This window comes from Sphingobium phenoxybenzoativorans (assembly GCF_018286635.1).
In the GTDB taxonomy this organism is placed as follows: Bacteria; Pseudomonadota; Alphaproteobacteria; order Sphingomonadales; family Sphingomonadaceae; genus Sphingobium; species Sphingobium phenoxybenzoativorans.
Genome location: NZ_CP073910.1, coordinates 3,929,322 through 3,953,451 on the forward strand (window position 1 = coordinate 3,929,322; position 24,130 = coordinate 3,953,451).

Here is a 24,130-nt window from a genome sequence, read left to right on the forward strand (position 1 = left end):
ATGATGGCACACCTCCTGTCCGTCCAGGCGCGGCCATGGATCGACATGCTCCATGCCAAAGGCGCATGCATCATCCCTGCCTTGCTTCCGTCCGAGACTATCACAGCTTTGGCGCATGATCTTGAGGAGGATTTTGCCCTCACGCCCTTTTGCCGGGGCCACTTTTACGGGGAGACGACGCAGCGTTTCGGGCGTTTGCTCAGCCGGTCGCCGCACGCGGCCGCCCTTGTCCAGCAGCGGCTGATTTTGGACATTGTCGAGGCGATGCTTGGCCCCCATTGCGACACTATCCAGCTCAATGTCGCCCAGGCGATCGCCATTCATCCAGGCGCGCCAGCACAAGCGCCGCATCGCGACCAGGATATGTGGCGGGGGCCGGTCGGCGAAATCGAATATCTGGTGAATGTCATCTGGCCGCTGACGCTTTTCAATGCCGATAATGGCGCGACATTGGTCTGGCCAGGCAGCCACGGCATGGCAGCGCGCGATCCGCTACCGGACGCCCAGCCCCTTGCCGCAGAGATGACGCCGGGATCAGCGCTCATCCTGCTTGGGTCGGTTCTGCACGGCGCCGGCGCCAATCGCAGCAAGGATATCAGACGCGGGATCGTCATTGGCTATAGCCTGGGCTGGCTTAAACCCTATGAAAATCCCTGGCTCGCCTATCCGCCCGTTGTGGCGCGCCATTTCCCGTCCGACCTGGCTGCGCTTATCGGCTATCGCCAGCATCGGCCCAATCTCGGCAATTTTGAAGGGCAATGTCCCTCCATATTATTGACCGGCGACGCCAATGAGCGACTTGGCGCCATCGATGCGCTGCTCCCGGACCAGAAGGACATGGTGGATAAGCACCATGCCGGGCAACGAGTGACGGGATGAACGCGGGCGCGACGACCGGCCGCGTGCATGAAGCGCTCAGGCGGCAGATCATGGAGCGGATTTTCCGGCCGGGCGAGCGGCTCGATCCTGCCCTGCTCGCCAAAAATCTCGCATCGAGCGCGACCCCGGTGCGCGAGGCGCTCCATATTCTGACCGGCGAGGGTCTGGTCGAGGCGCGCGCCGGCACGGGCTTTCATGTCCCGCATCTCGACGAGCCCGGCCTCAAGGATCTTTATGCCTGGTCAGCCGATCTTGTTGCGGCAGCGCTTGCATCCTGGCCGCCGCGGCTCGATCCGGAGCGTCCAGACGTGCAGGCCATGTCTCCCTCGAACATGGCCGACAGGATCGCTGGCATCTTCCTCCGGACCGCCCTTTTGTCCTGCAACAGCGAGCATGGCCGCGCCATGCATATGCTCAATCTCCGCCTGCACGCAGTGCGGACGGTGGAAAGCCAGGTCATTGCGCAGGGCGAAAGCGAACTCCAGTCCTGGATCGAGGCGCTGCATAATCGCGAACGCAGCGCTCTGCGCCGGATCAATGGCACCTATCATAGGCGCCGCCGCCGTGCAGCGGCTGCAATCCTGCGCGCGCTTTATCGCGCCGAATAGCCCCTGGGCCGCTTCACCCTTCGATGACACGCAGCGCCTTCCTTCCTCCGCTGACAGCAGCGGTCGCCAGCCTCCGGTCAAAGGTGGCGAGTTGGCCGCCATGATGCGCGGCCAATGCCAGGAGATATGTATCTGTGACCTGCGCATGGGTCAGGATCTTCGCTATGTCGATCGTGCCGCTCGCAGTGATATCTATGGCATCCGGCCAGAATATATGGCCGGGAAGATCGCACAGGCTGCGCAATATGGGCGCAATGCTTGCTGGCGAACCGGGAGAGTTGGGATATTTAGGATGCCCTATAATGCGGATCAGGCCATTTTGGGTGATCGGGCAGCTTGCCCAGGACGCCGAACCTTCAGCCTCGAACCAATGATGCGCCGCTTCATGCCCAACATGGTAGGGGTCGATCAGCGCGATCAGGACATTAACATCCAGCAAAAATGTCACAGCGCCTCGTCTCGCAATGCATTGACCATCTCCAACGTCACCAATTTCCCGGCATCTGCGCGGAGCAGCGGGATGCCATTACGCGACTTGGCCGAGGCCGGGCGACGCAGGGACTTGCGGGCAAGTTCGGAAACCACCTCCCCCAATGTACGGTTTTGCTGATGGGCGATCGCCTTGGCAGCGAGCAGCACGTCATCGTCGATTGCAAGCGTCGTTCTCATCTTCCATCCGTCCACGCATCAAACATCACGCATCATATCAGACGTAGCCCCGGCGAGCAAATTCCCCATCTTCAAATCATGCCAGCGATTCCCAGAACGCCGTTCCAGGCGGCGCAAAGGAAAACATTCTCATTATAAATTCCGTATAAAATTCAGATAGTCAGGCCATGGCTCTACACTTCTCCAGTCACGATATGTGACGACATGATGAGGAGTGAAGTTATGGAACGCGACATTGACCATGAGAAGGCTCTGATCGATCTGGGCGCTGCGAGCATTGAGACCAAGGGCATTAATGGCACCGGCGACGAAGTGCTCGGCCAAAAGCGCATGGGTCTTTCCGAGGACTGAAATCAAGGGACGCGCGGCGAGAAGGCCGCGCGTTTCCGGTGATGGCCTGTAGCTGAAAGGCACTCCGCATGGTCCTTGGTTTGCGCCCTGGCGTCAGCTTCTGCGACATTGACGGTCAACTGATCTTTCTTGACCTGGAGGCCGATCGCTATTTCGCCCTAGCGCCTGCCGCGCAGGAAGCGTTCAGGATGCTGTGGCGCGCAAAATCCCGCCATGACCCTGACGCGGACCTTCCGCCTTCCCTGCCGATCAGCTTTCTCGACAGCAACGCCTCGACACGTCCTGTTCCTTGTCCCTCCCATATTCCGCAGCAGAGCATTTTGGACCGCCAGCCCGGCCGGGCAAATCCGCTGCGACTGCTCGCCGCGCTGGCGATGCTGCTCAGCGCGCGCATGACGATCCGCTACCGCGGGCTATCGGCAGGCATCGCAGCGATTGCGGCGCGCAAAGCGAGAATGATCGAACCAATAGCCGATCATGCCGCGCTTCCGCCAATAGCCGCCGCCTTTGCCAAAAGCGCCCGCTTTATCCGCACGCATGATCAATGCCTTTCCCGCTCAGTGGCGCTTGCTTCCTGTCTTGCGCAGCATGGCATCGCGGCAGAGCTTGTCCTTGCAGTACAAATGCGTCCCTTTGCCGCCCATAGTTGGGTCCAGCAGGATGCGCTGCTCCTCAACGATCGCTATGAAAATGTCCGCAGCTACACGCCTATCCTGGTCGTCTAATGCTGCCGCGTTTTCTTGTCCTGACAAACGGAACGGACGTCTTTCCGTCGCTCGGACCTGACATTGCAGCGCGCATGCGAAGCATTGACCCGGGCATGCAGATCCATGTCTGGGGATCGACTATGGTCGCGGTCGCGGGCAGCCCTGTCATCCCGCTGGAACAGGGCATCATCATCGGCGCGCTTGTCGATCGCCGCTATCCGCAGACCCTTTCAAGCCTTCCAGAAAGGGAGAAGCAGGCCATAAGGCAATCGCGCGGCCAGCATCTCATCTCCTCTTATTGGGGCGGATACATCGCCATAATCGGTAGCGCCGACGGCATGTCAGTCGACATTGTGCGGGCGCCCTTCGGCGAACTGCCATGCTATCATAAACGATATGGGCAGGCGACCTTGCTCGCTTCCGACATGGATATGCTTATCCTGGCGGGCATTGCCCGGCCGCCAATCGCCTGGGACGCCGTCGCGCACGAACTCGCCTGGCAGGACATAAGAACAGATGAGACCTGCCTTGAGGGCATCAGCGCTTTGCAAATGGGGCACCGGCTGACCATCGGCGAGGGTCTTGAACGGGCTGAACAATTATGGTCGCCCTGGGACCATGTGATGGATCGGCATGGCAGCGCAGCTGAGGAGAGCGAACGCATAAGACAAAGCACGGGCCACTGCATCAGCGCGAGGGCCAGCCACTATGATCGGGTCCTGCTGATGCTGTCCGGCGGCATAGACTCCTCCATCGTCGCTGCAGGCCTGCAGGCTTCAGGCAATGACTATAGCCTTGCCACGCTGGTCGCCCGCGACCGCCACGGGGACGAGCGGGATTTCGGGCGGCTGATGGCGCAGGCCGTCGGCCAGCCGCTGCATGAAGCTCTGCGCGATGTACGCCGCATAGATCCAGACCACACGGATGCGGCGCGCCTGCCAAGGCCGGCCAAGCGGATGTTCGAACAAGAATCAGCCCGGATCGCGATCGAGCAGGCGCACAGCGTGGGCGCTCAGGCGATCTTTTCGGGCGGAGGCGGCGACAATGTCTATTGCGGCCTGCATTCTGCAGCGCCAGTTGCCGACAGACTACTGACTGGCGGCGCTGGACGGGAGATGTTCCGCGGCGCTCGACACCTTAGTGAGATGGCAGGCGTCAGCATTGCGGCCGTCGTCCGCTCGGCCCTTAAACTTTCACTGCCGTGGAATAGGACTGGCGCCTTCAAACCAGATTTAAGCTATCTCTCTCGTGATGCCGCCGCTTTGGCATCAGCCACTCCAGCCCATCCCTGGTTTGTCCGTCCTCGCCAAGGCCTTCCAGGCAAGATGCGGCACATCAAGCTTCTCTCCTATGCGCAAAGCTATATCGATGGGCTGGACCCGCAAATGCCGATGCCGATGATCGCGCCGCTTCTTGGTCAGCCCTTGGTCGAGGCTTGTCTCTCCATACCCACCTGGCGCTGGTTTGAAGACGGCAAGAATCGCATGGTTGCAAGGCGCGCTTTTGCGCGCGAACTGCCGCCGCAAATCGCCGAACGCAGATCCAAGGGCACGACGGACAGTTTTACCGGCGAGATTTTCGAACGTCACCATGCCCGCTTGCGGGAGATATTGATGGACGGGCTGCTCGCTGCGCAGGGCATTCTCGACCGGCACGCGATCGAGGGCAGCTTTCGCTCAACCGGCACGGTCGCGCCGCCCGACACAGGACGCCTGCTTCGGCTCATCGACGTAGAGACATGGGCGCGGGCCTGGCGCGGCGGTGGCGCAGGTATAACTGCGACGAATGGTTGACTTGTCCACTTAAGGGACGCAGAGTTTCGCGATTGTCATGGCGGACAGCAGCTCCGGGCGCTATCATCAATCCATAGTCCGCAGGAGGCTGTTGCCCTAACAATCCGCGGCGGAACAGGATGTGTCATGACCCAGCCACAGCTTGCTCAACAGTTCACGCATGTGCTCACGCGCCTGCCGCAATGGATACGACATGATCTCAATGTGAAGGATGATCTCGTCCGCTTGCGCGCCGAAGAAGCGGTCGCCGCCATGATTGCCGCCTCGCTGCGGCCCAATGGCGCCAATGCCCCAAGCGACATAGCCTAAGTGGTTCTCAGGCCGCCGGGAGTGCCGGCGGCTTGAGACCGAACAGGCTCAACCGTTCAGCTTATCCTTAAGAGCCTTTGCGGGAGAGAAGGCCAGCTTGCGCGAGGCTGCAATGCTGATCGTCTCGCCCGTGGCCGGATTGCGGCCGTCACGGGCGGGGCTGTCCTTGACCTTGAACTTGCCAAAGCCGTTGATCGAGATTTCCTCACCCTTAGCGGCGGTGGACGCAATCACGCCGAATGCAGCATCGAGAAATTTCTTGGCATCGCTTTTCGCGATACCCTGGTCAGCCGCAAGAGCATCAACAAGTTCAGCCTGGTTCATACAGTATCTCCATCGTCAGAATCGATGGCGAGCAGATGGCAAGCCCAGAGCGCGACGTCGAGCAGAATCGCCTAATTCCGGGCTGAACCATGGTAAATAGCTGCCGGAATCTGGCTGGAGGAAATGCGCGACCGCACTAGGGCTGAGCAGTTTCATCCCGCTTCTCGCGCATTTGAATCCAGCGCTGATATTGCTCTGCCTTGGCAGGATCCGGATCGATCCGCTTCTGAAACCAGAAGGAAAACCAGTCGAGATTGCGCACATAAATGGCTTTGCGATGGGCAGGCTGCCATTTCATATGATGTTCGTCGGGAAAGATATAAAGATCTACCGGCTGCTGCTGCTCATGGAGGGCGGTGAAGCTTTCAAGGCCCAGCAATGCCTCCTCGTTCGCCAACTGCATGAGCAAGGGACGGTTCATGGTCTTTGCGTTGAGGGCAAGCGAATAGGGCCGCCAATAATCATCCCGCCCTTCCGATGCAAAAGGCGCTCCGGCCTCATGCTGGTCATCAGCAAAAGCAAGACCTGCATAGGTCATCGCCGTATGGGTATCGGTACAGCAGCTACTGACCGCGGCGGCAGCGAACAGCCTGCTGTTGATGAGCGCGAAACGGGTGGAGGAGGCCCCATCGCTGAGACCGGTAAGGCCGATCCTTTCTGGGTCGGCGATGCCGCGCGCGATCACCATTTCCGCGCCGACGGTCAGCGCGGAAAGCAGGCTGCGCCGATCAGCCCAGTCCTTCTGATTGGCCGTCGCAAAATCAGCCCAGCTCTTGATCCCAGGCGCCAGGGTCGCAGCGCTTGCGGGGCGTTCGAAACTTAGAACCGCAAATCCGTGGGCAGCGAAAAGGTGGATAGGATATTCGTCGCCGGTGCCGCCGCGTAGAAAGCCATTGCTATTATATTGGACGATGATGAGCGGCAGCCGCTCTCCTGTTTTATAGCCAGGCGGCAGGACGAGGTCGCCGCGCGCCGCCAGTCCGCGATCATTTTTCCACCGGAGCCGCTCGACAGACCCCAGCCTTATTGCCCGAAATTCAGGATTGGGATCAAAAAGCGTATGCGATTTCCCATTTTTTACGTCGACCGAAACGATATGGCGCGGCGTCACGCTATTTTCCCGAAGGCAGAGCAAAGCGTCGCCACGTAGCGCGCAGCCGGTCAGCAGGTCCGACGTTCGAAACAGCAGGCGCGGTTGCCCGCCCGGTATCCAGCGATACAGCGCAATAGTGTCCCGCGCCAAGCCTTCACGACGCAGAAACAAGATCGTGCCGCCACCCTTCTCCCACCACAGCCCGATCATGCCGCCTTGGCACGCGCTGTCACGACAGACGATATCCCTGCCTTCGCTGTCCTGAGCATGGAGGATGAGGGGAGAAAGGGGCATATCGCCTTCAGGCTCGACCCAGGCGCGCCTGCCAGCGACCGATCTTGCTTGGGGAAGATCGCTACTCTGCCCGAAGGCTGCAAAGAAGGATGCCTCCTCTGCGCTGGCGCGCCCAAGCACACCCCTATCCGGATCGATGCTCTCTATCTGTAATGGCACGTCGCTGGCGATTTGCGGCCTCAAGCCAAGATGGGGCGCGGTCCGCCCGTCATAATGCCAGCCTCCCTCTCCCTCCTTATCGATCGCGGATTCCAGGGCGCGGGTGGCTGGGCGCGTTGCAAAAAGGAGGTTGTGGCCATTCCTGCTCCAGAGAAAAGCCTCGACATCCACCGGGGCATCGGTGACTGCCTTCGCGCCGGAGCCATCAAGTCGGGCGCGCCAAAGTTGGGTGCGGCCCTTATCCCGACGAAGATAGGCGATGGATTGCCCATCTGGCGACCATTGTGGGATTGACGGCTCTGCAACGCCGACCGGCATCCGCATGCCTCGCATGACAGTGGTGGCGATCATCAGTTCGCCCCCACTATCGATCAGCCGTGGATCGCTATGTCCATCAAGGCCCATTACGACAAGCCCGATACAATAGCTGTTTGTGGCAGGTTCGGCCCTGCGGATGAGAAATGCCATCCTCCTTCCATCCGGAGACAGCGCCAGGGGACTGGGCTGATCGACCTGCGCCGGGTCGGGCTCGCCAATATCCCGCATTCCAATCAGATCATCAGCGGTGATCAAGCGTTTATGCTCCACGGACGCGATTTGAGACGGAAGCAGGTCGGGACAATGTGCGATGGCCGGCTGGGAGCCGGCCATCGCCATCAGGAGGACGATCGCGCGCAAGGGATGGGCGCGGCCGGGGGCATGGCGCTGTCGGGTCACCATGTGGTGCTGATGCCGAGGCTCAACACCCTCCCGATGGGAGAATAGTTGGTGGAGTCATAGGTGCTGTCATACATGTCGTAATTGGCGATCCGCCGCGGCTTCACATCGAAGGCATTGAGTGCTGACAGGCTGAGATCGATATACTTGAAAGCACCCCAAAGCTGTTCGAGATGGACTTGCGCGGTGAGATCGACTGTCGTCATGCCGCGGACTCGGACATCGTCGCCAACCCGATCGTCCTCGACGCCGCCAATATAGTTGAGCGCGCCATTGAGGTTGAGCGAGCCGCGCCGCCAATTGAGCGATCCCCTGCCCCGCCAATGCGGCGGCGTGAACAGCACGCCCGTACGAGGCGTTTCCGCCTGCCCTGCAATCAGTTGCTGGACGACATGGAGATAGCTGGCATTGGCGCTTGCGGTCAGTTCCCCTTGCTGAAATGGGAAACGGTAGTCCAAAAGGATGTCCACACCCTTGATCGTCTGACGGCTGCTGTTCCGGTTACGGTTGTCGACGATCGCCACGACGTTGGACGGGTCGGCGCCATCATCGGTGAGATCTGTAAATTGCAGCGCTGAATTGATAATTCCGGCAGCCATAGCCTGGGACGGATTAAGCGTTACCAATCCGGTATAGATCGGATTGGACAGCGACTGGGTGGAGAAGGAGATGGGGGAGACGATGCGGTCAGTATAGCGGGTGTGGAAATAGCTTAGCTGCAAGCGGGCGCCCTCGATCACAGCGGGATGGATATCGATCGAGGCTGTCCATGTCTCTGCGCGCTCTGGCGTAAGGCCGGGATTGCCGCCGGATATGAGCAGCGCACTCGCGTCAGGTGCGTAACCCGTGCCGCCCAGGCTCGCCACGGGATAGAGCGAGACGGACGGCACCTGATTTTGTTGCAGCAGCGATGGCGCGCGGAAGGACCGACCCCAGCTCGCCTTGAGATCAACGTCGCGCGACGGCGCATAGATGATCCCGAATTTGGGCGTGGCGACGCTGTCGATGCCGGGATAGCGCTCATATCGCACGGCACCGCTCAGATCGAGGCGATGGATGAGGCCAAACTGCATCTCCGGCGCGACGAGTGGCACGCTGAGTTCGCCATAGCCATAATAGCTGTCCTGATCCCGGCGCACGCTGGCGACATTGTCGGCGCCGCGATCGGCATTGAGAAGATTGCGCCGATAGCCGGCGCCAATAGCGATGCGCACCCTGCCGGCTGGCAAGCGAAATAGTCCGCCATCGGCGCCCAGCTCAACCGACTGCCCACTGTTGCAATAGCACACAAATTGGGTGGCGATTTGCTCGGCGCCTTCAAAGACCCGTGAGCGCAGGAATGTGCGCTCATTGCCATAGACGCCGGACAGGCTGGCATTCCAATCGCCAGGCAGGGTCAGGCTAAGGCTCGGCGCAATTGCGATGGAACGGCTGGTTGAGGGCTGTTCGATATGGCTGAGCGCCAGGTCGCCCTCGCTATTCAGCGGATAGTCGATCTGCGACCGGCGATGATTATAGAGCAGATCGACAGCAAAATTGAGGCTGTCGCTTAGCCCCTGATGTCCGGAAATAACGAGCGCATGGCGCTTGAGCGGCGGAAAGATGGTCAGCCCTGGATTGGCGCTTGTGAAACTGCGGTCATTGGAGCGAAGCGCTGGGCTGCGCGCAAATTCATAGGAGGCGATGAGGCCGCCCGAAGCCCATCGCGTGCCGGTCGTCAGGCCATAGCGCTGGTTGGACCAGTCGCCCTGCGTGGCCAGAGCGCCTTCCGCATCGAGGCGCAGGCCGTCGAAGTCGGGGCGCAGAATGATGTTGGCGACGCCAGCGACAGCATCGGACCCGTAAAGCGCCGATGCGCCATCTGCGACGACCTCCAGGCGATCAACAGCGCCAAGCGGGATGGCGGATACATCAATGCCTTGACGAGAGCCATTATAGGCAAGACGACGGCCGTTCAGCAGGGTGAGCGTTGCGTCACTGCCAAGCCCGCGCAGATTGATGGTGGTGGCGCCACCGACATTAATGCCGCTGGCGGCTGGAACATTGGCGCCCACCCCCGGATTCTGGCCGCCGCCGAAGGCCTGCGGCAAATTCTGGACAACCTGCGCCATGCTTGTCTGGCCGCTCCGCAAAACATCCTCGCGGTCGAGTCGGATGACGGGAGTAGCAATCCGCGCGCCTCGAATGCGGCTGCCAGTGACAATGATGGCTTCGCTCTGGTCGCCAGCACTCTCGTCGCCAAGTGATGGAACGTCGCGCGCGATGATAAGATCGCCATCGACCACGCGCGACCGAAGCCCGGATCCTCTGAGCAGGTGCGCAACGGCTTCCTCTGGAGTGAAGCGCCCGATGAGCGCAGGCGCAACTTTCCCGGTGATAAGCAGCGCCGGAGCGCCGATATTGCGTCCCGACGCCAGCGCCACAGCGCGCAAGGATGCATCGAGCGGCTGGGCCGGCAGACGATAATCCTGTTCGGCGGCTGTTTGCGCGATGGCCCTGGGGACGAGCGCAACATTGGCGATCGCCACGACTGATACGGAAGCCGCGAAAACGGCGCTACGGATGATGATCACGAAATTTCCCCCTTTTGGCGATTTGCCGACGCGGCATCGCTTGAGGGGTTGGACAGGCTAGGTGTGATTTACCCTGGCGCTTTTTTCTCATCTTTCGCTCAGCGCATGCCGAGGACAAATCCCCCGTCTGGATCCTGTGTCAGGGTGAGGGACAAGCTTTCCGCCACGAGGCGCGCCAGTCGCGCCGTATCCTGCGCCTTAAACGTGCCGGTGAAGCGCAGCGCGCCGGTCGAGGCATCGACAAGCCGGATGGGATGAAGCGCATATCGATTGGCGTCTGCGATCACGTCGGAAAGCCTTGCATTCTCATAGGATAGCATGCCCGACGGCCAGCGGCTTTCTTCTCCGGAGGATGACAATGGCGGCGTCGCCGGCTCCGAAGGCGCGATAGCGGTCCATTGACCAGGCTTGAGGAATCGGCCCTTCCCCTCTCGTCCGATATGCCGCACTTCGATAGAACCCCGCAGGAGCGCAACCGAGGTGCGCTGGCCCTCAACCGTCACATCGAAAACCGTGCCATGGGCAATGACCTCGCCAGCGCGGGTGCCGACGATGAACGGCCGGTCGGCATCATGCGCGACGTCGAACCGCGCCCGGCCCCGCTCAAGGATAAGACGCCGCGCCGATCCGCTATATTGGATGGCGACAAGGCTGTTCGTATCCAAAATGATCTTCGAACCATCGGGCAGTGTGAAGGTCCGGATTTCTCCAACCTGGCTTGCCATTTCCGCAGGTCGCGGAGATCCCAACCCAAGGAGACCGGCACGATAGAATCCAAACGCTGCCAAAAGCAGACAAATAGTCGCCGCGAGGGCCAGCAGTTTGCTCCCCCCTCTCCCGGATAGATTGCCTCCGACATAAGCTTCGGATCGATTGATTTCAGGGCGCTTCATCCGCGCCATGACGTCCCATCCGTCCAAAAGCGCGTCATAGATATCCGCGTGCCGGCTATCGGCCGTATACCAGCGCGTAAATTTCTCCTGTTCCTGCGCAGCGGGGCTTGTTCGCAACAGCGCCAGCCATGCTACAGCCTCCTCCCGTATCATCGCATCAGTGCGGGGAGACCCTTGTGGGTCGGACATTAGCGCGACCTCAAGACGCGGTCGAGATGGCCGATCGCCTTGCGCATATGCCACTCGACCCCCTTCATGCTCAAACCTTGCCGATCCGCGATATCCCGATAGCTTTGGCCGTCAACCCTGTGCGCAAGAAACACCTCGCGCGTCTTTGGCTTGAGCCGCAATAGCGCGGATTGCAGGCGGTTAAGCGTATCGCGCGCTTCAAGCGCAGCGATAGGGTCGGGAGCGGCAACTTCCGTCTCATCAATCGGCACATGCAATGAAAGCGACCGCTGCAGAGCCGAGTTAGCGCGATCGCGCAGGATATTTGTTGCGATTTGCTGGAGATAGGCCTCCGGATCGTCGATGATGGCGCTCGACCTGCGGATCGCAGACGCCATCCTCGCGAAGCTTTCCTGGACAAGATCATTTGTATCCTGACGATCGACCCGGCGCCCGAAAAAGCGGCGGAGCTTCGGCCCCTTTTCATGATAGAGGCCTTCCAAGGTAGCCAAAGAACCCAGCACTACCCGGTCTTCCGGTGGCAGAGGGCTATCCTCGGCTAGCGGCTCTGGCGAATAACTGCCCAAATCTCCGAAATTCAGGCGCATCCGACGCCTCGGTGCGATCGCTGATCGGCATATGGGTAGGTGCAAAAATTGAATATTGGATCGAACATGCCTGCCTCGCCAAAATATCGAGGCTTCCGGCCCAAGCCGGGTGTTGAGCATGCTTGAGAACATGGCCAATGCCTTTAGCTGCAAGCAGCCTGGACATGCGCATCGGCCACCCGGCCACTATCTGTCGGATCCAATTTTCTCAAACGAGGTGCTCAACCCTCGACGCCGCAAAGCTGCGACGCCCAGCCAAAGTAATAGGGATAAAAGAAATAGCAAGACCATAAGATAGTGGCAGTATTACAACCATTTCGGGCCAATTATGTGCCTTTTGCCAAAATGAGAGAAGTCGAGTTCTAACGTCGATGTTGAGCGAGTATTTCTGAAAACCGGGAAAATTTTGAATAATGCGCTATACAGTTTCGATCAGCACGGCAGCGTGGCATTGACGTCGCATGCAACTACCGATGCGGTAAACAGGCAGCGCAGCTCTTTTGCGCAATATTCGTCGCGTTTTTTTGACTGCATGAGACCGCACATCCATGCAACAGGATAAAGCATCCTTGCTTCATCCCCGCTCACTCATATCCATTGAGTCCGTTGGCAGTTGGATATTCCCGCTGAGCACTCCATAGCTTTGGAGATGCACGGCACATAGCAAATTACCGTACTCTGATAGAATATCTAGAGAGGTCACCTCCAGTTAGATAATCGCCAGCGAGAACGGGGAGATATACGAATGTGACCGGTCTAAGCCGGTGGCGAATTTCGGCCGCAATTCAACGAGAATGCCGATATGAATATTGACGATTTTCGTTACTTTTCTATTCGCGCACGGGAGCAGGTGAGATTGGTAAAAGGCGCCGCGACGATAAAAGTCGCGAAAATACACTATAAATCAGTCCGAGTTTACATAGCCAAAGCACTCAGGGCAAAGTCTTCAGCGAGCATCGAGCCTAGATGACCTCGTTGGAAGGGTAGTTCCGGTCGCTGCACTTGACCCAGCGAATCCATAGTCCCGGGCAGCATCGACTTTTTCAGTCCTTTCCTGAGCCATTCGGCGGCGGATATGCTCCAGTGCTTGGATGTAGCGCCACTGTTTCAGCTTGTCTTCATGCATAGATATCTCCGCGATACCCCCTTGGCCAATAATATCGCTTTAAGGCCGCCTGCAGATTGCAAAGACTGCAATCACCTTCAATTCGGCTGGTAATTCCAACATATGCTCAGCCTAACGGCCATTTAACTGCGAAATCGGAGCCGCCGCGGATCCGGCGTTGTGGCCCCCAACCAAAAGATAAGGGTGGCCGCGACTGCGATAGTGAAAAATAAGCCGGTTTGGTGTCAATCCTCGCGCAGCAACGCTGTATAGGCTCAGTCAAATCCGCGCATTCCCGCCACTTGGCCCGCTTCTCACAGATCCGGGCTATTTGGGCATATGAACGATTTCGCCGCTCGCGCGTAGTGCGCATATGGCTAACAATATAGTAACCATCCAACGCTTCCGCGGCCAAGCCGCCACCGATTGCGAGGTGGCATTTTCGGCGGTTGCGGGATGCGTACCCATCGAATTGCGCGTTCCCCGCAGACTATGGTCCAAGGCAATCCGTGAAGGTGACGGACCGTTGGATGCCGCAATCCTCCGATTACCCAAGCATGCCTATCGACTCATCGAAGCCGAAGCGGGCCTGCAAATGATGATGGGGAACTGCCCTAACGGATCGGTGCTGTCTCTGAAATAGCGAACAAACTCCCGCCCGAATTGCAAGCCAACTTCACAATAGCGTAATTCGGCCTGATAGCCATCATCGGAACGCCCAGCATCGCAATTCAGCGTGGCGCTTCCAACCCTTCATAGAGCAGCCACATCTGCGCGGCGATTTTTGAGCTGAAAGCGGCCATGTCCGCCTTTCCCAACAATCCACGGACATGCGCCTTGTCGTCTGCGTCGGTAACAAGCACAGCTAAACGATCTCCGGGTGCGAACGTCTGTTCAATTTGCCACATCGTTCGTCGCTCGACCGCAGGCGCCTGCCGCTTAGCCTGCGTCACATCGGACAGCAGCAAAATGGGAAGGCCTGTTTCGCGGCGAGCGGCTATCTCCAGTCGTAACGCCTCATAATGTTGATCGACGTCATGCTCGTTCCATGCGCCAGTGGCAGTTACCAGTATGATCCCGTCTTCATCGCTATAGTCTCGGCTGATCATATTCTGCCGCCCCTTGTCCCTGACCCACCTTAACACACCGGGAGAGGATTTGAACCGGCTGGCTATATGAACCTCGAAAAGAGCCAATCGCTGTCCGTGGCGCTATTTCTATGGGCTTCACGCAGCCCGCCCCCTGCCCCGCGGCTTTGAATGATGCGGGGCCTTTTTGATCGCTGGCCAACTAGCCCATGCTCCTGGTGAAACGACGGCGCAGCCGGGCAAAAGGCGACAGGGCTGCGTTCACGATCTCGCGAACGATCGCCTTGAGAAAGCCGATGTCCTCTATCACTGGTCGACGGCCTTTCCCATCTCGATCAGTTGCAGGCGGCGCTGATGCCTGTCTATGAGCAACTGCAACCTCGGTCCCGACACATTGTGAGAGGCCCAGCTCTCCCCATCAATCTTAATGGCGGAATTGCACATAATCCGGGCGCCATCGCGCTCTTGATTACCGACAGCTTCAAGTTTCACGCAGCACTGATCCAGCGAACCAAAATAAACATGTGGATCCATTCGCCACTGCAACGCGGCGGCCGCGCGCCAAGGTATCGTCATAATACCCTCCATCATCGAATATATGCATGACTGCCGACGCCGCTGGGTTTAGTTCGTGCTCTGATCCTCAAAACGAAGCGCCGCCCGGAGTTGCCGCAGCTTGGTACCAAGCCATGCCACGGGGTAAGCCGAGCCAACCACCGCTGCGGCGATCCCTATTTCGATCGCGCCAACGTCGCCCATCAATGGACACTTCGAGGGTCGCGGGCGCTATTGCTTCCGGTCTTCAAAACAGTCGCATAATGGTCTGCCAATGCCCGGTGGATTTTCGCGATATAAGGATCGACACAATTTTCTGCGCGAGCCAAACATTGTGCGCGGCGCTTGGAATAATATTCGCGATCATTGGAAGTCATGACGAAGCTCCCTCATCAAGCGGCAGCTTTCCATTTACTGTCGGTCGACTCTTTGCTCGTGCGTATCGAGTCGATGGGCAGGATCATGACTTTCAAAAGTAATTGAGTCAAAGTTTGGCTGATACAACTAGATTAAGGACCGGATGCAAATCGGTTGTGACTTTTGTCATGGAAATTCAGAGCATCGCTGAGAGCTTTGACCTTCTTGCGCACCCAGCCAACGGGGTAAATAGCGGATGCAGCAGTCACCGGAGGACATGAGACCAAGACGTTCTGAGCCTGCGCGCTGACCCGCACCATGGGCAGGCAATAACTGCTGCGTAGCCGAAAAGCGCAGCCATCGCGATGCCCAGAAATTTGTTCATGCTCTGTCTAGAATAATCTGCTAAAGCCCTGCACGTGCAAGAGAAAGCTGATGATCGCGATAGCGCGATCGCCTCTGTCAGCCGTCGAAGCCTGATCGGCTTCGGGGTCGCGACAGCCGCAACCTTAATGGTTCCATCCTCGCTCCCTGCCATGTCGCAGCGAGTGAAGCCGCGCCTGCGCGCGACGTTGGGCTCAGCGAAGATCAAGGCCGCCGCCGGGGTTCGGCCGGAATTGTTTGCGGCAGCTATGACCGCGCTGGACCAACATGGCGCTGCGATCAAAAGGCATGACCGGATCGCGATCGCAGATTTCAGCCTCGCATCCAGCAAATCTCGGCTCCACATCGTTAATCTGAGCGACGGCCGCGTCCTAAACCTGCTTGTCGCGCATGGCAGCGGTTCGGACCCTGATCATACCGGATGGCTCAAGCGCTTCTCCAATGCGTTTGATTCCAACGCATCTTCGCGCGGTGCTTTCGCGACATCCGACTATTATGTTGGGAAACATGGGCCGTCGCAGCGGCTGGTCGGCCTTGATCCGACCAATAGCAATGCCTTTGACCGGGCCATCGTCATTCATGGCGCCTGGTATGCAAACGCGGATATGATCGCGACCCACGGTAAGCTCGGGCGCAGTCAGGGATGCTTCGCGGTTGGAGAAAAGGATCTAACCCCGCTCTTCGATCATCTCGGTAAGGGCCGTCTCCTCTTTGCCGCTAAGGCCTGATCGACCCGCCCTCACCCTTCTCGCAGCCTTTTGGCTTTAAGCACGTTTCCTGTCGGATAAGTCGAGAGGAGCATGTCTTTGAAATTCTATCCCTTCCTCGCCGGCGTCGTGCTGCTCGCCGGCTGCCATATTGTCTCGGACGAAGCGGCGACCAATCAAGCCAAAGGCAAGGAAGCCAAGGCAGCCCCCGCCAACAACTATCAGTCATTGAGTTTTGCCGACGCCCAGCCGGCAGCCACACCGGCGGACATGCCGCTCCTCAAAGTTCAGTTGGTGCTCGACCAGTTGCGCTTCTCGCCAGGCGTCATCGATGGACAGGACGGGCAGTCGCTCAAGCTTGCGCTTCGCGGCTTCCAGCAGGCCCTGGGGCTGCCAGAAACCGGAGCGCTCGACGATGCAACAAAGAAAGCGCTCGAGCGCTGGCGCGATATTCCCGCACTGCGCAGAACGGCGATACCTGCGGCATTCGCCAAAGGCCCGTTCATCCCGAATTTTCCGGGCGATGCCGAGCAGCAGGCGAAGCTCGCATTTCTCGGATATCGCGATCTCACCGAAGCGCTCGCCGAACGCTTCCATACAACGCCCGAATTGCTTGCCAAACTGAACCCGAATGTGACCTTCGCCGCGGGTACGGTGATTACCGTGCCCAATGTACGCGATGTCGATCCCAAGACACTCGGCAAGGATGAGCGCGGATGGAACCGCACATTGCAATTATTGGCTGTTGCTCCCGACCAGCCGCAGGCGGCCAAAGTGATCGTCGACAAATCGGATGGCGTGCTGCGCGCCTTCGACGAAACGGGAAAACTCATCGCCCAGTTTCCCGCAACCATGGGGAGCAGCCACGACCCTCTGCCGATCGGAACATGGAAGATCCAGGGCGTCAGCCGCAATCCCGACTTTCATTATAATCCCAAACTCTTCTGGGATGTCAGCAACGCAAAGGACGATGTCATGCTAAAACCCGGTCCAAATGGACCAGTGGGTGTCGCATGGATCGACCTCTCGAAACCGCATTACGGCATCCATGGCACCAGTGAGCCGCAGACCATCGGCAGGGCGGAAAGCCATGGCTGCGTGCGCCTCACCAATTGGGATGCAGCCCGCCTCGCGCAAATGGTGAAGGTCGGAACGCCGGCGGTGTTCCAGAAATGAGCCATTGAGCGCGCGTCGCTGGATCCTCCTCATGCTGCTCTTGGGGATCGGGGTATTGATGCTACGCTATTGCGTGGTGATCGTTCCAGCCGACGCGCCCGAAGTACCCTCTACGATTGCGGACGGCAGCCGCGAACAACATGCAGACTCTGTTTCCAACCTCCATATCCCGGTCGCTGGCGTTCAACGCGCGCAGTTGGTCGACACGTTTGGCCAGAGCCGCGAAGTGGGACAGCGGGTTCACGATGCGATCGACATCATGGCGGCGCGCGGTACGCCGGTCGTGGCAGCCGCCGACGGAGTCGTCGAGAAGCTGTTTGTCAGCGCCAAGGGCGGAAACACTGTTTATGTGCGCTCGCCGGACCGGCGGTGGACCTATTACTATGCCCATCTGGATCGCTATGATCCGGCGCTGAAAGAAGGGCAGCGCATCCATTCCGGCGATCCCATCGGCACGGTCGGCGCGACGGGCAATGCGCTCGCAAGCGCTCCGCATCTGCACTTCGCCGTCAATCGCATGCTTCCACGGCAGCGATGGTTTGAGGGAGAGCCGGTCAATCCCTACCCGTTGCTTATACGATAGGCCGGTTCTTGGCCAAAACAGCGGCAGTGCTTTTCCGGCCGAAAAACATTCGCCAGTCCGAGCTACCCAGCGATGGCCTGCGGCTCAGCCTGAAGCCTCGCGCGCGCGTCGAGGCGCTTCATCCTCGAAGTGAACCGAACAGACCCGCGACGTCGGGGCTCATTCTGTCATCTGTCCCACAAGCAGCCGGTGTTCGAGCCTGCAGGATGGCGGAGCAGCCTCGCCTGCGCGACCGCTTTGTGCACATTCCGCTAGAGGCCAAAAGTGACGAGCCCCCGCGCATCGATCGACCAGGCCGGGTTCCATGCGATTTCCCAGGCATTGTTGTCAGGATCGGCGACATAGCCGCGAAAACCACCATGATCGGGCGCATCGGCCGGACGCAGGACCCTGCCGCCGGCGCTTTCCAAGGCAGACATGACAGCGAATACATCCTCCCGCGCGCCAACATTATGAGCCAGAGAAAAAGCGCCTGGCCGCATGAGACTGTTTTGCATCATGTCCTTTTCCAGCTCCGGACGAAGCCACGTCCCCAGCACAAAGCCGTTCATCTGATAGAATGCGATTTCCGCATTCTCGAACACAGGAGCCCACCCAAATCCCTCTGAATAAAAGCGCTTCGATCGTGCGAGATCGTCGATCCCCAAGGTGATAACAGAGATTTGCTGTTGCATGTTCACGCATCCTTTAATGGCTCGAACGTGATGGCCGAGCGTTACAGGCCGTCGGACTCAGCCCCGTGACGAAGGGCAGTCTCGCTTTCGCGATTATGGGACTAACACCCATCTGCCTTTTTCGACGCCGCAGATGCGGCTATCTGGGCGCATTGCCGCAATCGGAAATTGGCAATTCTCGTCTTTGCCCAAGAACGATCTCCCCTATCACGACTGAACCGGTCCCACAGAATCTGTCGACCAAAGTCCAATAAATATCATTGCCGACAGGCCGTTCTGAGATAGCGGAGCCCGGCCAACTGTCCCCATTTCCGGGCTCCGACCTGAAGCATAATCAGCATCGCCCCGTCCCTGGCGAGACGGTGTTACCCTTTTCGGGCGGCTTCTATCTGGGCGATATCGATCTTCTGAATAGTCATCATGGCGTCGAAGACGCGCTTGGCGGTCGCAGGATCGGGATCATTTATGCCTTCATTGAGAATCCGCGGCGTGATCTGCCAAGAGAAGCCCCAGCGATCTTTGCACCATCCGCAGGCGCTCTCCGCGCCGCCATTATCGACGATCGCATTCCAGTAGCGATCGGTTTCCACCTGATCCTCGGTTTCGATCATGAAGGAGACTGCCTCGTTAGGCTTGAACTGCGAACCGCCGGCCAGTCCCTGAAACGGCATGCCCAGTAGGGTGAAATCGACGGTCAATTCGTCGCCGCTATGGCCTGATGGGTAGTCGCCGGGTGCCTTCATAATTGCGCCGACTTCGCTATCTGGAAACAAGCTCACATAGAATTCGGCTGCCTTGCGCGCCTCGCCATGATCGAACCACAATACCGTCCGCATTTTCGAGCCCATGTCCTTCTCCTTTTAAAGCGCCTCTCCATCTGGATAATCGAATTTAGATCGTCTGACGGCTGATTTGCGCGTTCGCGACGAGCATTTCACCGCTCGGGCCTTCCCCTTAGAACCATGCGGAGCGACTTCTCGATGTCTCCCCCGCAATAAACGTCGCCATAGCGCGCGATCGTGTCCGCTTGCAGTTTGGCAAGGGAAGGAGCTGCCTGCATGCGACGGACCAGACCATGGGTCAGCGGCGCCTTTTCCGCCAGCATCATCTCTATCGCGGGAAAATGATATCCCATCGTCGACCATAGGGTCGCGGTCACGATGTCTGCGACACCGGCCTTTCGCATTCCGAGGAGATATCCGCCCTCACCGCTCCCCCCGCAGTTCCATGCAGCCAAAGACTCCCAGATCGCCATCCATTTCTCCAGGCGCGGCAGAAATGCGGTCCATTTTTTGTCCGTCCACATTTCCCGTCCGCCATCCAGCGTCAGCTCGTCAATGACGTCATTGGCGTCATTGACGATCTTGCTGGTCAATGCGCGGTTGCGGGGATCGGGAGGGAGGAGGTCGAATGCATCGCCCAGATAGAGGGCGATTGCGGGCATTTGCGACACGGCAAACGCTGAAGCTTTTTCGATGATTATGGGAGGGCCCATGAAGCCGATGGGTTGGACGGCTGGCGCTCTTTCCATTATAGCGGCGATGGCGTCACTATCATGTTCATCCCAGCTTTTGTCGGCATAAGCCAATATGGCGCGAACAAACTGCCCACGGAAGGGTACCGGCCAGTAATAGAGTTCATAATCGGCCATCCGCTATCCCTTATTTCGATATGACACGGCGAACCGAGCCAGGCTGTTGCCTGTCGAACGCATTCTCAGGTGCCCGCGTTCCTGGCGAAGCGAGCGCGGCTCGGCTTGACCGCGCGTCAAAGAGAGGCACGAGGATAGATGGCATTCGCGCGGCTTGATTGGCTGAACAATCCAACGTCGTCGCAATCCGAGCGATCCCTTCATTTCCTAACCCGCCTGCGGGAGACCGGTCGACCTATTCGTGCAGAAGTCGACGATAGGCACCCGCCGCAATCAGGCTGTCATCCGCGACATTATTGAACCGCTGAAAAAGCCACGCAGTGAGCCTTATTTCACCGCTCGGCCATGCTGAGAGCCGGCAGCAGTGAACAGCAGCCGCATTCATTGCGCGCGGAACTTATGCGCATGGATGCGTGCTAATGTTCGGCCCAGATTTCCAGCTTGTCGCGATAGTCCGCTTTCGCACGGTCTCTTTTTTGCCTAAGCGTGGCCATATCTTTATCGTGGCGCGCGCGAAGCTGTCGGCGTTCTTCCTTGGCCGCCTGTTCCTGCGCTTTCAACGTCCGTTCCCTCTCGGCAAAGCGTATGTCAGCGTCCGCGAGCGCCTTCTCGGCCTTGTCGAGCTTTGCCCGGCTTGGCCGCGGCCCGGATTTGGATGGCGACGCCGTTTTCGGCGCGGCTTTTGCCAAAGGATTCACCTTACCGCACATCGCAGGGGATGCTGGTTTGGCCACACGCTTTCTGCGGGAAGTCTTATCACTTTGCGGGTTGGAGACCGCGCATTCTGCTGTCCGCGGCACGCGGATGATGGCTCCAGGCTTCTCGAGCGGCGCCCGCATCAGCCTTTCCTCGGTGACCAGCTCGGCAATGCCCCGGGCGAATAGATTTGCATCGGCTCCCCATGCAGAGAGCGCTGCCTTCTGGCTTGGCGCGGCGACATAGGCGTCGTGGAAGCCGATCGGCGTTCGAAAAACCTTAAGCTTCGCCATAGCCATAAAATCCACCCATCGGTGCTTGAGTTCCCGACATATGAACAAGATCAGCCAGCCGTAAGCGCCCCATTCAGCCAACCAGCGGTGCAGCTAAAGTAAGCCGACCGATCAGAGAATGCCCGCAATCTGCTCGAAATATCTCGTCCTGTGTCAGCGGAACCGGGAATGAAAAGGCCCGTTATTCTGGGAGAAGGAGATTTTTATGCAGAGGGAAAAGTCTGGCGGAAAGACGGTTACACATCTTTCTGAAACCGAGGCACGGAGCGGCTCACGTACGCGGGTCACGCGCAATATCCTGATCGTGAGCCTCAGCTTAGTGATTTTGCTGCTCGTCATCGCTGTAGGCACCGGCTATTTCAAGACCAGTCAGACAGGTGCCGATGATGTCACCGCCACCAACACGGCCCAGGAGGCTACAAATTGATTGGCCAACGGGTCGAGACGGATCACGGCCGTGTGAAGACAGGACAGGGATCAGCATGGCTGCTCAAAGCGATCCCTGCCGTCACTTGTCAGGAGATTGTCGCTCACGCCCTCATTGGGCCCTCGCCTTCGTCCTCTCCATCCCGATAATGGGCGCGCTCGCCACTGACCCTCTTTAATGAAGACGAGGTGTTTCGATGCTTGCAGGCCACCAGCGCTCCAAACCTTTGGCGCAGTGTTGGGCACGCGCTACCTTATCCCCTATCAGGCTCCTATGGCCTTCCATCGCCAGGAAGAATGGCCTCCATGCCCAAAATCCCGGACTTTCCCTGTAGCTGAGACTGGCCTTGGGATCGGTGGCGATGTCGTCAATCATCAGCGTCGCTTCCATCGCGAAGAACCAAGCATCTCCGTCATAGCAAACTTCGCGGCTATTGCTCATGGGCCGATTGCCGATAGCGCCGCCTTGCGTGTGCGTGGTGAGCAAAGCGAAATCGATATCCTTCATTCTCTCGGAAAGACCGTGAACAGTGAGGGTCTGGCGTCAGTCCTCTTCTAATCGGATATTCAGAAGCAATGCATTTGACCGCGGCATCGCCAAAAAATCGGGAATAGACGCGCTCATAGTAGGCACGCAAAGGAAATCTCTGACTTTCCCATTGGACGCATTCATCTTCTCAGTGCTTGCGCCGCTGCAAAATCCAACTTCTCGCGGGGCGCTCAGGCCATGACGAGTGGAGCCATCCCTGACCGTCTCATCTGTATCTGGTCGAGAAAGGCGAAAATGCCGCTCACAGCCGTAGCTGAGCCTTCAAATGACTCACGAGGGATCTCGAGCGTCCCTTCCTCAAGCATCTGTTCGATGAGATCATGCAGTTCCAATGTCTTTTCCTGCGATGCCGGCGCCGCAAGGAGGCGATCGGCTACAAGATCGTCCCAGTCGCCGACGAATTTTCCTCGCCGGATCTGACTGAAATAAAGATTGCGCAGGATCGTGAATGTCCAGGCACGGAAATTGGTACCAGGCAGGAAACGCTCTCGCGCGGCCCATGCCTTGAGCATCGCTTCCTGAACAAGATCATCGGCCGTATCGCGATTGCCGCATAAGCCACGTGCAAATGCGCGCAGCTGCGGAATAACGGTAATCATCTTGTCCTTAAACGCACGATCTGAAAGCGGCGGGGCCTCGGTGGTGAGTGGTGCACTCATGATCATCCTCATCTCCGATGCCGTACTGATCTCCAAAAACATTTCGCGATGGTATCGGTTCCCTTACCGACCTCCCGGACCAGCCTCTGCCGCATCAATGACGAGACTTTTCGCAATCTGGTCAATATCCTCATCGGGAATCCGACGCGCGATGACAGCCATTGTCGCCTGCGATTTATACGCATCGACCGTAGCGGTGTCGCTGCGCCATTGGCGCAGCCGCGTCGCCACATAGGCGGGTTTTTGCCCGGCCAGCAAAGGCCCTGATTTCCCGACACCATGACAGCTCATGCACGCCGGCAATTGTCGCTCCGGATCACCATGAGTAAGCAGTCCAGACGTTTTTGATGGCGCCCGCCGCAATCCAGGGAGCGCCGCAAAATAAGCTGCGAACGCGTCAATGTCGGCTCGCGACAGCGTTCGCACAGCCACGGCCATGACGGCGCTCGGTCGATTGCCACCTTGAAAATCCAGCAACGCGCGGCGAAGATAGGCAAATGACTGCCCCGCAAGGATAGGAATGTCGCCCTGTCCTCGGCCCAAACCGTCAGAGCCGTGGCAAGCGATGCAGCCGGATAAAGCAGACCTGATGTTCGCTGGGCCTGCCTGCACATTGCTATGCGTTATGACCGCTCCTGTCAGCGCACGATAACGGCCTGGTGACATCGTCGGCAGGGTGCGCACGAACGCCACCATGGCCAACACCTCGTCGGGACGATCTGCGGGCCAGGCGGGCATCCCGGTATATTTCACGCCGTGACGGACGATCCAGAAAAGTTCGCGATCATTCCATTCCCCTGCGGTCCTGGCGAGGTCCGGAGCTGGTGGCGTGGCGGCTTGCATGACTGGCGACGGCGCGACCCCTGGCGCGCCATGGCAGACGGCACAGGCCTGCGCATAATGGCCTGCTGCGCTGACAAGCGCCTCGTCGCCGGGAGATGCCGCCGAATTTTGCGGTATTTCCTCAAACAGGGCGTGCGTCCGCACTGAGCTGCGCATGACAAAATGCAAAAACCAGTCTGTCACACGCCAATGTCCCGAGGACGCAGACACCTGAAGCAGACCTGACCAAGCGAATAGC

General features: G+C 58.7%; 26 protein-coding genes and 1 pseudogene. 10 read left to right on the forward strand and 17 right to left on the reverse strand.

Features of this window, described 5'->3' with window-relative positions:
• The first annotated feature begins 3 nt into the window (after positions 1-3).
• Positions 4-879, forward strand: a complete 876-nt coding sequence (locus tag KFK14_RS19410; RefSeq protein ID WP_212611239.1) for a phytanoyl-CoA dioxygenase family protein — start codon at positions 4-6, stop codon at positions 877-879.
• Positions 876-1,487, forward strand: coding sequence for a GntR family transcriptional regulator (locus tag KFK14_RS19415; RefSeq protein WP_212608835.1), 612 nt, complete (start codon positions 876-878; stop codon positions 1,485-1,487). The genes KFK14_RS19410 and KFK14_RS19415 overlap by 4 nt, the downstream gene beginning before the upstream one ends.
• Before the next feature lie 13 nt (positions 1,488-1,500).
• Here the strand turns inward: KFK14_RS19415 and KFK14_RS19420 are convergent, their stop codons facing one another.
• Together KFK14_RS19420 and KFK14_RS19425 are read right to left on the reverse strand one after the other, a co-directional pair.
• A complete protein-coding gene (locus KFK14_RS19420) occupies positions 1,501-1,935 on the reverse strand; it encodes a TA system VapC family ribonuclease toxin (RefSeq protein ID WP_212608836.1) in 435 nt (144 codons plus the stop codon).
• Positions 1,932-2,156, reverse strand: coding sequence for a hypothetical protein (locus KFK14_RS19425; RefSeq protein WP_212608837.1), 225 nt, complete (start codon positions 2,154-2,156; stop codon positions 1,932-1,934). Before KFK14_RS19425 ends, KFK14_RS19420 begins: the two co-directional genes overlap by 4 nt.
• 222 nt (positions 2,157-2,378) lie before the next feature.
• On the opposite strand from KFK14_RS19425, the gene KFK14_RS24275 reads away from it, so the two are divergent.
• The 4 genes from KFK14_RS24275 to KFK14_RS19445 all read left to right on the forward strand — a co-directional run bounded on the left by KFK14_RS24275 (position 2,379) and on the right by KFK14_RS19445 (position 5,316).
• Positions 2,379-2,507 carry a benenodin family lasso peptide gene (locus tag KFK14_RS24275; RefSeq protein WP_212608838.1) on the forward strand — a complete coding sequence of 43 codons (129 nt, stop codon included), beginning with the start codon at positions 2,379-2,381 and terminating at the stop codon, positions 2,505-2,507.
• Positions 2,508-2,575: 68 nt separating this feature from the next.
• Positions 2,576-3,232 (forward strand): lasso peptide biosynthesis B2 protein, encoded by a 657-nt coding sequence (locus tag KFK14_RS19435; RefSeq protein WP_212608839.1) that lies wholly within the window; start codon positions 2,576-2,578, stop codon positions 3,230-3,232.
• 74 nt (positions 3,233-3,306) lie between these two features.
• On the forward strand, positions 3,307-5,007 hold the full coding sequence (locus KFK14_RS19440; protein WP_212608840.1) for an asparagine synthase-related protein: 1,701 nt from the start codon (positions 3,307-3,309) through the stop codon (positions 5,005-5,007).
• A 126-nt stretch (positions 5,008-5,133) separates the two neighbouring features.
• Entirely contained in the window at positions 5,134-5,316 is a 183-nt protein-coding gene (locus KFK14_RS19445) for a hypothetical protein (protein WP_212608841.1), read from the forward strand.
• A gap of 48 nt (positions 5,317-5,364) precedes the next feature.
• Here the strand turns inward: KFK14_RS19445 and KFK14_RS19450 are convergent, their stop codons facing one another.
• From KFK14_RS19450 to KFK14_RS19480, 8 genes and pseudogenes are all read right to left on the reverse strand, one after another.
• Positions 5,365-5,640: an HU family DNA-binding protein gene (locus tag KFK14_RS19450; RefSeq protein WP_212608842.1), complete on the reverse strand. Its 276-nt coding sequence runs from the start codon at positions 5,638-5,640 to the stop codon at positions 5,365-5,367.
• 136 nt (positions 5,641-5,776) lie between these two features.
• Positions 5,777-7,906, reverse strand: coding sequence for an Atxe2 family lasso peptide isopeptidase (locus KFK14_RS19455; RefSeq protein WP_343227769.1), 2,130 nt, complete (start codon positions 7,904-7,906; stop codon positions 5,777-5,779).
• Positions 7,900-10,476: a TonB-dependent receptor gene (locus tag KFK14_RS19460; RefSeq protein WP_212608844.1), complete on the reverse strand. Its 2,577-nt coding sequence runs from the start codon at positions 10,474-10,476 to the stop codon at positions 7,900-7,902. Before KFK14_RS19460 ends, KFK14_RS19455 begins: the two co-directional genes overlap by 7 nt.
• A 98-nt stretch (positions 10,477-10,574) precedes the next feature.
• Complete coding sequence (locus KFK14_RS24115; protein WP_246524710.1) at positions 10,575-11,201, reverse strand: FecR family protein; 627 nt, start codon at positions 11,199-11,201, stop codon at positions 10,575-10,577.
• Between the two features lie 210 nt (positions 11,202-11,411).
• Positions 11,412-11,558, reverse strand: a pseudogene (locus KFK14_RS24365) (FecR/PupR family sigma factor regulator); the annotation flags it as partial.
• Positions 11,558-12,145 (reverse strand): RNA polymerase sigma factor, encoded by a 588-nt coding sequence (locus KFK14_RS19470; RefSeq protein ID WP_212608846.1) that lies wholly within the window; start codon positions 12,143-12,145, stop codon positions 11,558-11,560. The gene KFK14_RS19470 and the pseudogene KFK14_RS24365, both read right to left, overlap by 1 nt.
• A gap of 1,836 nt (positions 12,146-13,981) precedes the next feature.
• Positions 13,982-14,359 (reverse strand): hypothetical protein, encoded by a 378-nt coding sequence (locus KFK14_RS19475; protein WP_212608847.1) that lies wholly within the window; start codon positions 14,357-14,359, stop codon positions 13,982-13,984.
• Between the two features lie 285 nt (positions 14,360-14,644).
• Entirely contained in the window at positions 14,645-14,914 is a 270-nt protein-coding gene (locus KFK14_RS19480) for a hypothetical protein (RefSeq protein ID WP_212608848.1), read from the reverse strand.
• 872 nt (positions 14,915-15,786) lie between these two features.
• Between KFK14_RS19480 and KFK14_RS19485 the strand changes: the two genes are divergently transcribed.
• From KFK14_RS19485 to KFK14_RS19495, 3 genes are all read left to right on the forward strand, one after another.
• Positions 15,787-16,362: a murein L,D-transpeptidase catalytic domain family protein gene (locus KFK14_RS19485; RefSeq protein WP_343227770.1), complete on the forward strand. Its 576-nt coding sequence runs from the start codon at positions 15,787-15,789 to the stop codon at positions 16,360-16,362.
• Between the two features lie 72 nt (positions 16,363-16,434).
• The gene (locus tag KFK14_RS19490; RefSeq protein ID WP_212608850.1) at positions 16,435-17,517 is read left to right on the forward strand and encodes a L,D-transpeptidase family protein; all 1,083 of its coding nucleotides are present in this window, start codon (positions 16,435-16,437) and stop codon (positions 17,515-17,517) included.
• A 31-nt stretch (positions 17,518-17,548) separates the two neighbouring features.
• Complete coding sequence (locus KFK14_RS19495; RefSeq protein WP_212608851.1) at positions 17,549-18,100, forward strand: M23 family metallopeptidase; 552 nt, start codon at positions 17,549-17,551, stop codon at positions 18,098-18,100.
• A gap of 251 nt (positions 18,101-18,351) precedes the next feature.
• Here the strand turns inward: KFK14_RS19495 and KFK14_RS19500 are convergent, their stop codons facing one another.
• From KFK14_RS19500 to KFK14_RS19515, 4 genes are all read right to left on the reverse strand, one after another.
• On the reverse strand, positions 18,352-18,774 hold the full coding sequence (locus KFK14_RS19500; protein ID WP_212611240.1) for a VOC family protein: 423 nt from the start codon (positions 18,772-18,774) through the stop codon (positions 18,352-18,354).
• A gap of 365 nt (positions 18,775-19,139) precedes the next feature.
• Complete coding sequence (locus KFK14_RS19505; RefSeq protein ID WP_212608852.1) at positions 19,140-19,622, reverse strand: VOC family protein; 483 nt, start codon at positions 19,620-19,622, stop codon at positions 19,140-19,142.
• 86 nt (positions 19,623-19,708) lie between these two features.
• Positions 19,709-20,425: a glutathione S-transferase gene (locus KFK14_RS19510; RefSeq protein WP_212608853.1), complete on the reverse strand. Its 717-nt coding sequence runs from the start codon at positions 20,423-20,425 to the stop codon at positions 19,709-19,711.
• A 416-nt stretch (positions 20,426-20,841) separates the two neighbouring features.
• On the reverse strand, positions 20,842-21,414 hold the full coding sequence (locus tag KFK14_RS19515) for a hypothetical protein (protein ID WP_212608854.1): 573 nt from the start codon (positions 21,412-21,414) through the stop codon (positions 20,842-20,844).
• A 205-nt stretch (positions 21,415-21,619) separates the two neighbouring features.
• On the opposite strand from KFK14_RS19515, the gene KFK14_RS19520 reads away from it, so the two are divergent.
• The gene (locus tag KFK14_RS19520) at positions 21,620-21,841 is read left to right on the forward strand and encodes a hypothetical protein (RefSeq protein ID WP_212608855.1); all 222 of its coding nucleotides are present in this window, start codon (positions 21,620-21,622) and stop codon (positions 21,839-21,841) included.
• A gap of 174 nt (positions 21,842-22,015) precedes the next feature.
• Here the strand turns inward: KFK14_RS19520 and KFK14_RS19525 are convergent, their stop codons facing one another.
• The 3 genes from KFK14_RS19525 to KFK14_RS19535 all read right to left on the reverse strand — a co-directional run bounded on the left by KFK14_RS19525 (position 22,016) and on the right by KFK14_RS19535 (position 24,075).
• The gene (locus KFK14_RS19525; RefSeq protein ID WP_246524711.1) at positions 22,016-22,348 is read right to left on the reverse strand and encodes a pyridoxamine 5'-phosphate oxidase family protein; all 333 of its coding nucleotides are present in this window, start codon (positions 22,346-22,348) and stop codon (positions 22,016-22,018) included.
• A 212-nt stretch (positions 22,349-22,560) separates the two neighbouring features.
• Positions 22,561-23,049 carry a sigma factor gene (locus tag KFK14_RS19530; RefSeq protein WP_246525069.1) on the reverse strand — a complete coding sequence of 163 codons (489 nt, stop codon included), beginning with the start codon at positions 23,047-23,049 and terminating at the stop codon, positions 22,561-22,563.
• A gap of 63 nt (positions 23,050-23,112) precedes the next feature.
• The gene (locus KFK14_RS19535) at positions 23,113-24,075 is read right to left on the reverse strand and encodes a c-type cytochrome (RefSeq protein WP_343227771.1); all 963 of its coding nucleotides are present in this window, start codon (positions 24,073-24,075) and stop codon (positions 23,113-23,115) included.
• Between the last annotated feature and the right edge of the window lie 55 nt (positions 24,076-24,130).